Source organism: Weissella sp. ESL1139 (assembly GCF_058506735.1).
This window is the reverse complement of record NZ_CP196375.1, coordinates 935,259-949,379: the sequence shown is the minus strand read 5'-3', so window position 1 is coordinate 949,379 and position 14,121 is coordinate 935,259. Positions and strand designations below refer to the sequence as shown.

The window sequence follows — 14,121 nt, the reverse complement described above, 5'->3', positions numbered from 1 at the left end:
TAAATGGCAATATCTATTAATGAATAAGGTTAGTCCATTATTAGATGTGATAAAATAGGAAAAGCTATTTATAAAAGAGGAGCTTATTAACATGGAAGCAACAAGAATCCATCCATCTGAAGATGAGGTAAATGAGAACGGCTGGTTCAGCCGAATAAAAAAGAGGTTCCGCCATTTGGATTTGTGGTTGTTAATTCCAATTATTGCAATCATGATTTTTGGAGTGGCCATGGTATATACAGCAAGTACTAATATGGCGACGGGTTCAGCATTCAGCTATTTAAAAAAGCAAGCTTTTTTTGCTGTATTAAGTGTAGTTGTGATGCTGATTATATACGTGCTCAGAATTAATTGGCAGTCTAAATATGTGACACGAGCCATTGCAGGATTAAACATTTTTTTCTTATTTCTAATGCTTTATGCCTTGGTGGCTGGTCCGGTCGTTTCAGGAGCTAAAGGATGGATTTATATTGGTTCTTTTGGAATTCAGCCAATTGAAGGGTTTAAGATTAGTATGATCTTATATCTTGCACACCGCTTCACAAGAAAACAGCCGAAACCCAAAGCCTGGTTTCCTAAAATTAAATGGTGGGATTTTATAATTCCTGTGCTGGGAATGATATGTGCTTTTCTGATGCCCGATTTTGGTGGTCTGGTTATTTTATTGTTGATACTCTTGATTATGTTGACTATGTCAGGTATAAGACCGGCAGCGCTGCTTATACTTGTTGGTCTGGTTATTGGTGTCTATGTTGCCATTCCATTTTCAATACCAGTATTAGAAAAATTACCATTTTTACAGTATCAATTGGCACGTTTTGAAGCATACATTAATCCTTGGTCGGCTGGAGATGCAGGTCACCAATTAATTAATTCTTATTATGCAATTAGTAATGGTGGTATGTTTGGTCGTGGCCTAGGAAATAGTATTCAAAAAACAGGTTATCTACCAGAACCTAATACAGACTTTATTATGGCTGTTGTTGGTGAAGAGTTGGGTGCAATCACAATTTTGCTTGTCTTGCTTGTTTTTACAGTTATTATATGGCGTTTAATTGTTATGGGACTTCGTGCGCGGTATATTGAACAGCGCCTGGTTTTGTATGGTATTGCAACGTATGTATTAGTTCAAATTTTAATTAATTTGGGTGGTGCTGTTGGTATCTTACCAATTACTGGAGTGACATTCCCGATGATTTCTTATGGAGGCTCTTCGTTACTTTCATGGGGGTTAACTTTTGGGATTGCATTAAGTATTATTGGTAAAATCAAAGCCGAGACAAGCGGCAACAGAATAGAAAGGAAGCACTAAAATGGCATTTACAGTAAAGCCAAGGCGGAGTGTGATTGTGTATTTGAAAAATGTGCGACAAGCTCGTCAGCTACGACGTTTTGGTATAGTTAATTATATTTCAGAAAAAATGAAATATGCCGTGATTTATATGGATGAAGATGACATTGAATCAAAGATCAAGTTAATCGAACGATTAGGTTTTGTTTCTTCGGTAGACGTTTCACATTGGCCTGAAGTTGATACAACGGTTGGTAGTGAAGGCGACTTATTTGAATTAACAATTGATCCAAATGAATTAGGTGATGAACCAGTAGATGAAGAGGAACTATAATGCGAATTGTGAGTGGTGATTTTGGTGGCCGGCCATTAAAGGCAGTCCCTGGTGATGCAACGCGGCCAACAACTGATAAAGTAAAAGAAGCATTGTTTAATATAGTTGGCCCATATTTTGATGGTGGCCGCTCATTAGACTTATATGCTGGCTCAGGTGGTTTAAGCATTGAGGGTGTGTCACGTGGTGTTGCAGAAGCCGTTTTAGTTGATCGACAGTATGCCGCTATTAAAACAATCAAAGATAATATTGCAATTACCAAACATCCGGAACAATTCAAGGTAATCAAAAGTACAGCTGAAAATGCTATCCAACGTTTAAAAGGTGGCTTACCATTTAATGTTTTATATTTTGATCCACCTTATGCTAAACAAACAATTGTTAAAGATTTGGAAGCATTACAGTCAGCCCAATTAATCGCTGATGATGCTTTGATTATTGCTGAAACTGATCAGATTGCTAATTTACAAGATGATTTACCTGGGTTTGAATTAATTAAACAAAAGGAATATGGTATCACAGTGATTACTGTCTATCGTTATGTAAAGGAGTCAGGCAATGGTTAAAGCATTATTTCCGGGAAGTTTTGATCCATTTACAAATGGTCATTTAGATATCGTTTTGCGTGCTTCAAATTTATTTGATGAGGTGATCATTGGTGTCGGCACTAATTTGAGTAAAAATTATTTGTTTGATGCCAATGAGAAAATGACATTAATACAGCAAGCAACGCATGATATGACTAATGTACGCGTTGTTGAGATGTCAGGTTTAACAGTCTCATTTATGCGTGATGTCAACGCTGACCTATTAATTCGTGGCTTACGTAATGAAAAAGATTATTTATATGAACGAGATATTGCACAGATGAATGCACAACTTGGTTCAGCAGAAACGGTATTTTTATTAGCAAAACCAGAACATCAATTTTTATCAAGTTCATTGTTAAAAGAAATCGCCAGTACAGGTACTGATATTTCTGCGTATGTACCAACTGTTGTGCAGGAGGCTTTAATTAAAAAGTTAGGTAAATAAGTATGGCAGAAAAGAAAGTTAATAAAGCAAAAAAACGATTAAAGATAATTGGGTTAGTTAGCCTGATTATCATAGTAATTGGTTTATTTTTTCCACTACCTTTATATTCAGAAACACCAGGAGAAGCTGATAATTTAAAATCATATATTAAAGTTGACGGTAAGAAGCCTAAGGTTGACGGGCAATATATGATTACAGCAGTCTATTTGTCTCAGGTTAATGGACTTGGGGCTATTATTGCAGCCTTAAACCCAACTGCTTCATTAATGACTGGTCGTGAAGCAAACGGTGGTTCTAGTGCATCGGATAGTAAAAAAATAAACAAAATTTATATGGATTCTGCTGTTAATGAAGCTAAAGCGACGGCATATAAAGCTGCTAAAGTACCCTATGAACGAACTTTCAATGGGATTTATGTGATGTCAGTTCAAAATAATTCTAATTTTAAGAAACATTTGAAAGTTGGCGACACCGTTACAGCTGTGGATAATAAAAACTTTAAGTCGGCCAAAGGTTTTCAAAAGTATATCCGATCGCATAAAGTTGGTACGAAATTAAAAATTACGTATAAGCATAAGAAGCAAGTTAAGCAAGCAACTGGTAAGTCTGTAGCACTCGCTGGTACTAAAAATCTGCCGGGGATGGGTATTAGTTTAACAGACTCAGTTGATGTTAAATCCCCACGTAAAATCACAGCTAATATGGGTGAAATTGGTGGACCGTCAGGTGGTTTGATGTTTGCCCTTGAGATGTATGATGCATTAGCAGATGAAAATTTAGCTAATGGTCGCAAAATAGCTGGAACTGGTACGATTGATAAAGCAGGTCGGGTTGGTGAAATAGGCGGTATAGATAAAAAAGTTATTGTTGCTCACGAATCAGGAGCTAAAATTTTCTTTGCACCATACATTAAACCGACCAAGCAAAATCTAAAATATGAGGTTGATGGTCAAACAAACTATCAAGAAGCAGTTAAGACTGGTAAAAAGTATGCACCCCATATGAAAATAGTGCCAGTTAAAACGTTTAATGACGCAATAACGTATTTACGTAATCATTAAAAGTATGTAGTTGCACATACGGGACACTAAATTTATAACAAAATATATTAAAAATGTCGTAGTAAAAGCATAGAAATATGTATTGCTACGACATTTTTATTTTATTTGAATTAACATAGTCAATATAACTGAATTTAATGTATGATATTTGTAAAAATATTTAAACTTAATGAGAATTTTTATTTGTTTAAACATAAGTGCTATAATAATCGTGTAGAAAGTTGTAAGCGCTTTCTAAATAAAAGGGGGAACGTTGTCATGAGATACATTAATTATTTAGGTACTGACGCCTATCAGAATATTGCGATGGACAGCTGGTTGCTTTATAACTTAAAACCAGATGAGCCAGTCTTCACATTATGGCAAAACAAAAAGGCTGTAATTGTTGGGCAGAATCAAAACACATTTGGTGAAGTTAACCAGGAATATGTGGATAAAGAAGGTGTACAAGTTGTCCGTCGTATGTCTGGTGGCGGTGCCGTATATCATGACTTAGGAAACATTTGTTTCACGTTCTTTGTACCTGTTGAGAGTAGTAGTCAAGTGAACTTCAAGCAATTCGTGGAGCCCATGTATGACGCACTACATTCAATTGGTATAGATGCTAAAATTACAGGTCGTAACGACTTAGAAGTTGATGGTAAAAAGGTTTCTGGTAACGCTCAGCGGTATGTTGGTGGTTATTTGATGCACCATGGTACATTGATGTGGGACACTGATGTGGAAGCTATGGTGCGTTCATTGAACGTTGCTGATGAAAAGTTTATATCAAAGGCTGCTAAGTCAGTACGCGCACGCGTTGGTAATATTAAGAATTATGCGCCTGAAGGTCAAACTTTAGAAGGCTTCATGGATGCACTTCGTTATTACTTATCTGATCAAGGTAAGGATGGCGAATTAGTACTTACTGATGAACAAATTGCCGACATTAAGCGTTGGCGTGATGAGCGTTTCTCAACATGGGAATGGAATTATGGTAAGAGCCCAGCGTTTGATTTCGTAAATCATGCTAAATATGATGGCGGAAGTATTGATGTCAAGGCGGATGTTAAGGAAGGTAAAATCCAAGATATTGATTTTACTGGGGACTTCCTAGGTGTTCGTGATTGGCGTGAAATCAAGGACAAGTTCATTGGACAAGTATTCTCACCAGAAGCAATTCTTAAAGTTTTGAATGAAAATACAGACGGCCAATACTTTGGTGGTATTACCAACGAAGAGTTAGCGGTATTGTTTACTGGCGACAGTGATAAGTAGAAAGGGGCTACATGCAATGGCAAGTATCGCAGATGCAAACAAGAAGGTTTTAGATTTTGATGGACAGTTGCAAGCGCAAGAAGACTTCTTTCCAACATTGAAGTTATTGGATAATGATGGAAAGTTGTTGGATAAGGCTGCTTACAAGCGTTCAGAATTAACAGATGAAGATTTGGTTGAAATTATGAAGCGGATGTTGTTTAGCCGTCAGCTAGATATTCGTTCAACCAAGTTAGCAAAGCAAGGTCGTTTCGGTTTCTTCGCACCAACTGCTGGACAAGAAGCTTCACAAATGGCATCAGCTTATGCCTTTGGTAAGGAAGATTGGTTGTTCCCAGGATACCGTGATATCCCTGAGATTGTTGACAAGGGTTGGCCTGTTTGGAAGGCTATTCTTTGGTCACGTGGACATGCTAAGGGTAACGAGTTTACTACTGAAGATGGTGAGCCAGTTAACTCTTGGATGCCACAAATCATCATTGGTGCTCAATATGTTGAAGCAGCAGGTGTTGCTTTGGGATTAAAGAAGCGTAAGTCAGATGCTGTGGCATATGCCTACACTGGAGATGGTGGAACTTCACAAGGTGATTTCTACGAAGGTGTTAACTTTGCTTCAGCATACAAGGCAAATGCCGTATTCTTTGTTCAAAACAATGGTTATGCTATTTCAACTCCTCGTGAGTTGCAAACTGCTGCACCACATTTGGCTGCTAAGGGTTGGGGTTCAGGAATTCCAAGTCTTGTTGTAGATGGAAACGATCCATTGGCAATGTACTTAGCTGCTAAAGAAGCACGTGCTTGGGCTTCAGCAGGCAATGGTCCAGTTTTGATTGAAACATTGACTAACCGTTTGGAGCCACATTCAACTGCTGGTGATGATCCATTACGTTATCGTACAAAGGAAGACATTGCTGAGTGGTGGAAGAAGGAACCATTGATTCGTATGCGTAAGTTCATGACCGAAAAGGGTGTATGGGACGAGAAGCAAGAAGAAGATTACATTGCTGAAGTAGATAGTTATATTGATGAGCAAATTAAGATTGCCGATAACGTTGAAAAGCAAAAGATTTCTGACTTCCTAAAGAACACATTGGAAGTTCCAGGACAAGCTATGCAAGAACAAATTGAGCACTTCGAGAGCGAGGGTAAGTAATTATGGCTAAGAAAACATATATTGCAGCAATTCAGGATGCTTTAGATTTAGCTTTGGAGAAAGACGAAGACACCCTAATTTTTGGTGAAGATGTTGGTGAAAATGGTGGTGTGTTCCGTGCAACTGATGGATTGCAAGCAAAGTACAGTGAAGATCGTGTATTCAATACACCATTAGCAGAGTCAGGAATTGGTGGTTTAGCAATTGGTTTGGCAACTACTGGATACCGTCCTATTATGGAGATTCAATTCTTTGGTTTCCTATTTGAGGTAATGGATTCAATTGCTGGTCAAATGTCACGTGCTCGTTACCGTTTCAATGGTACTCGTACAATGCCAATCGTTGTTCGCTCACCATATGGTGGTGGTACTAAGACACCTGAAATGCACGCCGATAACTTGGAAGGAATTGTTGCTCAAGTACCAGGACTACGTGTTGTAATGCCTGCTAACCCAGCTGATGCTAAGGGATTGTTGCTAAGTTCAATTGAATCAGATGATCCAGTTGTATTCTTGGAAAACCTACACCTTTATCGTTCAATGAAGGGTGAAGTTGCAGATGGGTACTACACAACACCTTTGGACAAGGCTGCTGTTGCTCGTGAAGGATCTGATATTACAATCATTTCTTATGGTGGTGCGGTACCACTTTCATTGAAGGCTGCAGATGAATTAGCTAAAGATGGTATTGAAGCTGAAGTTGTCGACTTACGTACTGTATCACCAATTGATATTGAAACAATCGGTGAATCAGTTAAGAAGACAGGTCGTGTAGTTGTTGTTCAAGAAGCACAACGTATGGCTGGTGTTGCTTCAGATGTTATGTCTGAAATTTCAGAACGTTTCATCTTAAGCTTGAAGGCACCAATTGGTCGAGTTGCAGCACCTGATACAGTTTATCCATTTGCTCAAGCTGAAAATGATTGGATGATTAAGGCCGATGATATTGTTGATAAGGCCAAGGAGGTTGTAAACTATGACTGAGATTTTTAAGATGCCTGACATTGGTGAAGGAATGGCCGAAGGTGATATTACTAATTGGTTAGTTAAAGTTGGTGATACCGTGGCTGTTGATGATTCAGTCGCTGAAGTACAAAATGATAAATTAGTACAAGAAATCTTGTCACCATATGCTGGAACTGTTACAAAGTTGTTCGTTGAACCTGATACAACTGTTGAAGTTGGTGAGCCATTGATTGAGTTCGATGGAGACGGATCAGGTAGCGCAGCTGGTGCAGATGCAGCACCTGCTGCTCCAGCAGAAGAAGAGGCACCAAAACCAGCTGAAGAAGCATCTGCTGCTCCAGCTCCAGCACCTGATGAAGGTGTTGCTGGCAATGTTGTTGCAACAAATGGTCAAATTTTGGCAATGCCATCAGTACGTCACTATGCATTCGAGAACCAAATTGATCTAAATCAAGTTCCTGCAACTGGACGTCATGGTCATATTACTATGAGTGATGTTACTGGATTTACTGGCGCACCTGCTCCAGAAGCACCTGCTGCTCCAGCTGCTCCAGAACCACCAAAGCCAGCACCAGAAGCACCTGCTGGACCAGCTCCAAAGGCAGAACCTGCTGATACCAAGTCAGGTCGTCAACCGATGTCTGGTGTACGTAAGGCAATTGCTAAGGCAATGTCAGTACAAAACTCTACTATTCCAACTGTTACAAACTTTGATAGTGTTGAAGTTTCTAAGTTAGTGGCACACCGTGCACAATTTAAGGAACCAGCTAAGGAGCAAGGTATCAAGTTGACATACTTGGCATATGCAGTTAAGGCATTAGCTGCTATGGGTAAGAAGTTCCCTGAGCTTAATGCTTCAATTGACATGGACACTAATGAAATCATTTACCATGATACAGTTAACGTTGGTGTTGCTGTTAATGCACCATCAGGATTGTACGTTCCAGTAGTTGCTCACGCAGAGAGCAAGTCAATTATGGCAATTGCAACTGAAATTGCTGATTTGGCATCTGCTGTTCGTGAAGGAACAATTAAGCCAGCTCAAATGCAAGGTGCAACGATTACGATTTCTAACTTAGGATCTGCTCGTGGAACATGGTTCACACCAATTATCAATGGTAAGGAATCAGCTATCCTTGGTCTTGGCTCAATTCTTAAGGAACCAATCGTTGATGAGAATGGTGAATTAGCTGTTGGTCAAAACATGAAGTTGTCACTAAGCTATGATCACCGTTTGATTGATGGTATGCTAGGTCAACAATCAATGAATTACTTCAAGCAATTGTTGGCTGATCCAAGCTTTATGTTGATGGAGGTATAGAAAATGGTTGTTGGTGCAGAAGCAACTGATGTTGGTACAGTTATCATTGGTTCAGGACCTGGTGGATATGTTGCCGCTATTCGTGCAGCTGAATTAGGTCAAGATGTAACATTGATTGAACGTGACAATATTGGTGGAGTTTGTTTAAATATTGGATGTATCCCATCAAAGGCGTTAATTAATGTTGGTCACCATTATCGGGACAGCCAAGAAGAAAATCCATTTGGTTTGTCAATGACTGGTAAGTTAGACTGGTCTAAGACACAAGATTGGAAGCAACATAAAGTTGTTGAACAATTAACAGGTGGTGTTGGCATGTTGTTGAAGAAGCATCATGTACAAATCATCAAAGGTGAAGCAACATTTAATGACAATGAAACATTAAATGTTGTACAAGAAGATGGACATCAATTATTGCGTTTTGAAAATGCGATTATTGCAACTGGATCACGTCCAGTTGAGATTCCTAGCTTGAAGTTTGGTGGTCGAATTGTTGATTCAACTGGTGTTTTGAGTTTGCCAGAAGTTCCAGAACACTTAATCATCGTTGGTGGTGGTGTTATTGGTTCTGAACTTGGTGGTGCTTATTCAAACTTAGGTTCAAAGGTTACAATCGTAGAAGGATTGGACCACACCTTAAATGGCTTTGATAAGGAAATGACGAAGCCAGTTTTGAATGACTTTAAGAAGCATGGTGGCGAGATCTTTACTTCAGCTACAGCCAAAGGGGCAACACAAACTGATGACGATGTTACTTTGACTTATGAAGTTGATGGTAAGGAACAAACCGTTACCGGTGATTACTTATTAGTTTCTGTTGGACGCCGTGCTAATACTGATACATTAGGATTGAACAATACTGATGTTAAGGTCGGCGATCACGGTCTAGTAGAAGTTGATAATCAAATGAAGACAAGTGTTTCTCATATTTATGCTATTGGAGACATTGTGGCTGGCCCAGCTTTGGCTCACAAGGCTAGCTTTGAAGGTAAGGTTGCCGCTGCAGCAATTAGTGGTGCTGATAACTCACACGACTTGCACTACTCATTGCCAGCAGTAGCATATACACAATATGAGTTGGCCTCAACTGGTGAGACGCCTGATTCCGTTAAGGAAAAGAGCTTGAATGCCAAAATCAGCAAGTTCCCATTTGCTGCTAATGGACGTGCTTTGGCCATGGATGCTGGCGTCGGTTTCATCCGCTTGATTACGGATAAGGACAGTGGCGCTATGCTAGGTGCTCAAATTGTTGGTCCATCAGCTTCAGATTTGATTTCTGAGCTATCATTAGCGATTGAAAATGGTTTGACTTCAGAGGACATTTCATTAACAATTCATCCACATCCAACTTTGGGTGAAGCAATTATGGATGCTGCTGAAGTAGCCGATGGCTTAGGTATTCATGTATAATAGATAAAAATAACTAGATAGAGGTAGGTAAGCAATGTCTTTCTTTAAAACAAATGACAATGTAAAATTGCATTATCAATTCGAGGGTGGTTATGATCAGCCAGTAGTTGTATTTTTGGGTGGTTATACCAGCATGATTACAACTTGGGCAGCACAAGTTGATGCCTTTAAACAAGCTGGTTTTCGTGTTCTACGTTTTGAATATCGTAATCATGGTCAAAGTGAAAAAACAGACAAAGGCTTACGAATCTCTCGGTTAGCTAAAGATTTACATGATTTATTGGGCTACTTAGGCATTGATAGTTTTAGTTTGGTTGGCCATTCAATGGGTGCAATGGTTGCTAGTCAATATATTTCACTATTTGGTGATAAACAAGTCAATGTAATTGTTACAGAAGACCAGACGCCAAAGATGTTGAATGAAGATGGCTGGCAGTATGGTGTTGCTGATTCTTCTTTTGCGAAGATTGGCAAAATTGCGGATGATTTTCCAGCAACTAAACTGATACGTCAACCTATTGAAACGAGTTTAAAAAAGCAAGTTTCAAGTGGGTACGAACCATTTAATTTCCCAAAAAATCGACCATTGATGATCGATGGTGTTGTACAAGATTGGCGTGATGTTGTAGCTAATGAGCAAATACCGCATTTGTTTTTAGCTGGTTCGAAGTCACCTTTGTATCCAATGGCACATGCACAAGCTGCACGTGATCTACAACAGGTATCAGAATCAGCAGTACATGTCTTTGAAGGTGCGGGTCATATTCCACACTTAGAATTCTATAATGAATTTAATGAAGTTGTTATTGAATTCATTCAAAAATTTTCTTAACAAAAAAGATTAAGTGGACAATGTAGTCCCAGTAATCGAAATTATAGAGTCAAGTTAGTAGCTTGGCTCTATTTTTCATCTAAAAATAACATTAAAAAAAGATTAGACAAAATGAGAGAACCATGCTAATATAATAACCAACTAATAAACGGGAAATATAAAGGTGAAGGTTATGAAAAAGTTTGGAAGAATTTCTGCATTAGCTGCCTCTGTTACAATGGTTGGAAGTATTGCGTTACCATCAGTAACGGCTTCAGCAGCGTCAACAGGTAAAACTATTAATTGGTCTGAAGTTGCGGCATTGCCAACAATGGACCCCTCAAAATCAACAGATACAGTTTCAGCCGATGCATTGGGTGCAACTAGTCTACCACTGGTACAGTTTGGTAAGAAAAACAAGTTAGAGAATGAAGCTGCCAAAAGTTATACAAAGTCAGAAGATGGTATTACATATACATTCCACTTACGTTCAGGTTTGAAGTGGGAAAATGGTGATCCGTTGACAGCTAAGGATTTCGTTTATGGTTGGCAACGTTCAGTTGATCCTAAGACTGCGTCAGAATATGCCTATTTAATGGACAGTGTGAAAAACGCTAAGGCCATTCAGGATGGTGACAAACAACCGTCTGATTTAGGAATTGAAGCAGTTGATGATCATACTTTGAAGGTTACATTAGAGTCTCCTTCTTCATATTTTTTACAGGAAATTACAATGCCAGTATTCTTTCCACAGAATAAGAAGTTCGTTGAAGATAAGGGTAGCAAATTTGGTACATCAGCTAAGACGTACTTATCAGCTGGACCATATAAGTTTAAGGGTTGGAACGGATCAAACAACAAGTACTCATATGTAAAGAACAATAAGTATTTTGATGCCAAGAAAGTTAAGACTAAGAAGATCGCTGTTCAAACAATTAAAGATCAAAATACTGGTTATAATTTGTATCAAGGAAAGAAGTTAGACTTTACGCCACTTTCACCTGATCAAGTTAAGGCTTCAAAGAACAAGAAGGGTTATGAAGAGATTAAGACTGGTGCTACGCAGGCATTGCAGATGAATCAAGAAAAGGTTCCTGAATTTAAGAATACAAAGATTCGTCAGGCCATTTCTTATGCTATCAATCGTGATACCTTGTCAGATAAGATTGTGACTGGATCAGCTATTCCAGCATCGACTTATACACCTAAGGGCTTGGTAAAGAATCCAAATAATAACAAGGACTTTGCAACTGATGCTGAAGTGAAGGGTGCTGTTAAGTTCGACAAGAAGAAGGCAGCTAAGCTATTTAAGGAAGGTTTGAAAGAAGAAGGCAAGTCAGATATGTCTGTCCAATTGTTGACAGATGATGATGACACTTCAAAGCGTGTAGCCCAATTCTTGCAAGAACAATTAGAACAAAATCTTAAGGGTATGGACGTTTCAATCAAAACAGTACCAAAGAAGCAACGTTTGAAGCTAAGTACTGATGGTGACTTCCAAATGCTAAACTTTGGTTGGTTAGCTGATTACCCAGATGCATCATCATTCTTAGATTTGTACAAGAGTGACAATTCATATAACTATGGTAAGTGGAAGAATTCAGATTATGATGCTGCTTTGGATAGTGCAGAAGTGAAGAATGCCAACAACAAGAAGGCTCAGTATGATGACTTTAAGGATGCTGAACAAATTCTTGAAAAAGAAGCTGGTGTTGCACCACTTTATTACCGTTCAACTGCGTCAATGATGAATCCAAAGGTTAAGGGTGTTATTGCTAATCCAACTGGTGCACCATTTAACTTTAAGTACGCTGTTAAACATTAAATAATTTCAGGGGCTCCTGAATAAAGACACTATTCGCCAAAGCATATATTGCGGATAGTGTTTTTTATTGGTTATATGTGAGAAAATAATAGTATCAATAAGATGTAAGCTTATCAATTAGATTGACACAAATAAGGCTTTAAAAGGGAGAAGTATCATGAAAATAACGATAATGGGTGGTACTGGTTATCTTGGACAAGCAATTTTAGCAGCTTTAAAACGTAATAATAATAATTTTGAATTGGTTAGTTTATCACGTTCAGGTTCGAAAGGTAAGCAGGGATTAGTAAAATCGGTATCTTATGTAGCCGCTGATTTTAGTCGTGATGGTGAATGGCAAAATATTATTGCTGATACCGATGTTGTTGTTGATTGTGTGGGTATTTTCTTACCCAATAAAAAGAAGCAAACGACATACTTAAAAAATAGTATTGAACCTGCTAAACGTGTGATTGATCAAATTAAAGAACAGGCCAAGCCAACAACCTTCATTTTTATCGCAGCTAATAATGCACCACGTATCTTAAGAGATTATATGGAAGCTAAGCATGAAGTGATTGATTATGGCGGTAAAAAGTTGGATAATCAGTTTATAGCGGTTTATCCGGGAATGGTTTATGATAGATATCGTTTGGTTAATTGGGTGCCAGGCGTCTTATTGAATATAGCTATTCATGGTTTTAAAATGACTTTCTTAAAAAAATATCGCCCCGTTAAAAGACGTGTTTTTAGTCAAGAAATTGTTAAAATCATTGATGGCCAATCAAGCCCATTAACTAAAATTATTAAATAAATATTTAAGGAGAGTAAATTGATTACATTAAAATCAGACCGAGAAATATCGGGAATGGCACATTCTGGTAAAATTTTAGCCGGTGCGCATCTAGCATTACGTGACAGAATACATGTTGGTATGGATACATGGGAAATTGAGGAAATTGTTAACCAATATATATTAGATCATGATGCAACCCCTTCAGAAAAAGGCTTTGAGGGATATAAGTATGCAACATGTATTAGTATTAATGATGAAGTAGCTCATGCAACGCCACGTAAGGGATTGAAGTTAAAAAATCATGATATTGTGACAGTTGATTTTTGTGTTAACTGGCATGGTTATGAGAGTGATTCAGCATGGACATACGTTGTTGGTGAAAGCACACCTGAAATTGATCGCTTGATGGATGTTACGCGCACTGCCTTGTATCTTGGTATTGACCAAGCACAGGTTGGTAATCGTCTAGGTGATATTGGCTTTGCTATCCAAGACTATGTCGAAAACCAAAATCATATGGGGGATGTTCGTGATTTAATTGGTCACGGTATCGGCCCAACTATGCATGAAAAGCCAGATGTTTTCCATTATGGTGTGCCTCATAAAGGATTACGTTTAAAGGCTGGTATGGTTATTACGATTGAACCAATGGTTAATGCCGGTGGTGATTGGGGTATTAAAACAGAAATTGTCCCTGAAACCGGTTGGGAGTATTATGTTTCAGCTGACAATAGTTTATCAGCGCAATATGAACATACCTTAGCGATAACAAATGATGGTCCTAAGATTTTGACTTCACAAGATCCAGTTATGGATGCGAAATACTTGTGGGAAGATAAATAAAATCATAAGATAAAAAAGCAGGTACTGCTAACAGCATCTA

14 protein-coding genes are annotated in these 14,121 nt (G+C 38.4%); all 14 read left to right on the top strand.

Annotation, left to right across the window (positions count from 1 at the left end; translation table 11 throughout):
* Positions 1-91: 91 nt before the first annotated feature.
* Positions 92-1,312, top strand: coding sequence for an FtsW/RodA/SpoVE family cell cycle protein (locus ACSYSF_RS04555; protein ID WP_489868355.1), 1,221 nt, complete (start codon positions 92-94; stop codon positions 1,310-1,312).
* A gap of 1 nt (position 1,313) precedes the next feature.
* Positions 1,314-1,625 carry a YlbG family protein gene (locus ACSYSF_RS04550; RefSeq protein ID WP_489868354.1) on the top strand — a complete coding sequence of 104 codons (312 nt, stop codon included), beginning with the start codon at positions 1,314-1,316 and terminating at the stop codon, positions 1,623-1,625.
* Positions 1,625-2,191, top strand: a complete 567-nt coding sequence (rsmD, locus tag ACSYSF_RS04545; protein WP_489868353.1) for a 16S rRNA (guanine(966)-N(2))-methyltransferase RsmD — start codon at positions 1,625-1,627, stop codon at positions 2,189-2,191. The genes ACSYSF_RS04550 and rsmD overlap by 1 nt, the downstream gene beginning before the upstream one ends.
* Entirely contained in the window at positions 2,184-2,660 is a 477-nt protein-coding gene (coaD, locus tag ACSYSF_RS04540; RefSeq protein WP_489868352.1) for a pantetheine-phosphate adenylyltransferase, read from the top strand. The genes rsmD and coaD overlap by 8 nt, the downstream gene beginning before the upstream one ends.
* 2 nt (positions 2,661-2,662) lie before the next feature.
* Positions 2,663-3,721: a SepM family pheromone-processing serine protease gene (locus ACSYSF_RS04535; RefSeq protein WP_489868351.1), complete on the top strand. Its 1,059-nt coding sequence runs from the start codon at positions 2,663-2,665 to the stop codon at positions 3,719-3,721.
* 258 nt (positions 3,722-3,979) lie between these two features.
* Positions 3,980-4,978 (top strand): lipoate--protein ligase, encoded by a 999-nt coding sequence (gene lplA, locus ACSYSF_RS04530; protein ID WP_489868350.1) that lies wholly within the window; start codon positions 3,980-3,982, stop codon positions 4,976-4,978.
* Between the two features lie 16 nt (positions 4,979-4,994).
* The gene (locus tag ACSYSF_RS04525; RefSeq protein ID WP_489868349.1) at positions 4,995-6,131 is read left to right on the top strand and encodes a thiamine pyrophosphate-dependent dehydrogenase E1 component subunit alpha; all 1,137 of its coding nucleotides are present in this window, start codon (positions 4,995-4,997) and stop codon (positions 6,129-6,131) included.
* Positions 6,132-6,133: 2 nt separating this feature from the next.
* Positions 6,134-7,114 carry an alpha-ketoacid dehydrogenase subunit beta gene (locus ACSYSF_RS04520; protein ID WP_489868348.1) on the top strand — a complete coding sequence of 327 codons (981 nt, stop codon included), beginning with the start codon at positions 6,134-6,136 and terminating at the stop codon, positions 7,112-7,114.
* The gene (locus ACSYSF_RS04515; protein ID WP_489868347.1) at positions 7,107-8,417 is read left to right on the top strand and encodes a 2-oxo acid dehydrogenase subunit E2; all 1,311 of its coding nucleotides are present in this window, start codon (positions 7,107-7,109) and stop codon (positions 8,415-8,417) included. The genes ACSYSF_RS04520 and ACSYSF_RS04515 overlap by 8 nt, the downstream gene beginning before the upstream one ends.
* Before the next feature lie 3 nt (positions 8,418-8,420).
* Positions 8,421-9,827, top strand: a complete 1,407-nt coding sequence (gene lpdA / locus ACSYSF_RS04510) for a dihydrolipoyl dehydrogenase (protein WP_489868346.1) — start codon at positions 8,421-8,423, stop codon at positions 9,825-9,827.
* Positions 9,828-9,861: 34 nt separating this feature from the next.
* Positions 9,862-10,659 carry an alpha/beta fold hydrolase gene (locus ACSYSF_RS04505; protein ID WP_489868345.1) on the top strand — a complete coding sequence of 266 codons (798 nt, stop codon included), beginning with the start codon at positions 9,862-9,864 and terminating at the stop codon, positions 10,657-10,659.
* Positions 10,660-10,831: 172 nt separating this feature from the next.
* Positions 10,832-12,463 carry a peptide ABC transporter substrate-binding protein gene (locus ACSYSF_RS04500; RefSeq protein ID WP_489868344.1) on the top strand — a complete coding sequence of 544 codons (1,632 nt, stop codon included), beginning with the start codon at positions 10,832-10,834 and terminating at the stop codon, positions 12,461-12,463.
* A gap of 157 nt (positions 12,464-12,620) precedes the next feature.
* Complete coding sequence (locus ACSYSF_RS04495; protein WP_489868343.1) at positions 12,621-13,256, top strand: NAD-dependent epimerase/dehydratase family protein; 636 nt, start codon at positions 12,621-12,623, stop codon at positions 13,254-13,256.
* An 18-nt stretch (positions 13,257-13,274) separates the two neighbouring features.
* Complete coding sequence (gene map / locus ACSYSF_RS04490; RefSeq protein ID WP_489868342.1) at positions 13,275-14,081, top strand: type I methionyl aminopeptidase; 807 nt, start codon at positions 13,275-13,277, stop codon at positions 14,079-14,081.
* Positions 14,082-14,121 lie beyond the last annotated feature (40 nt).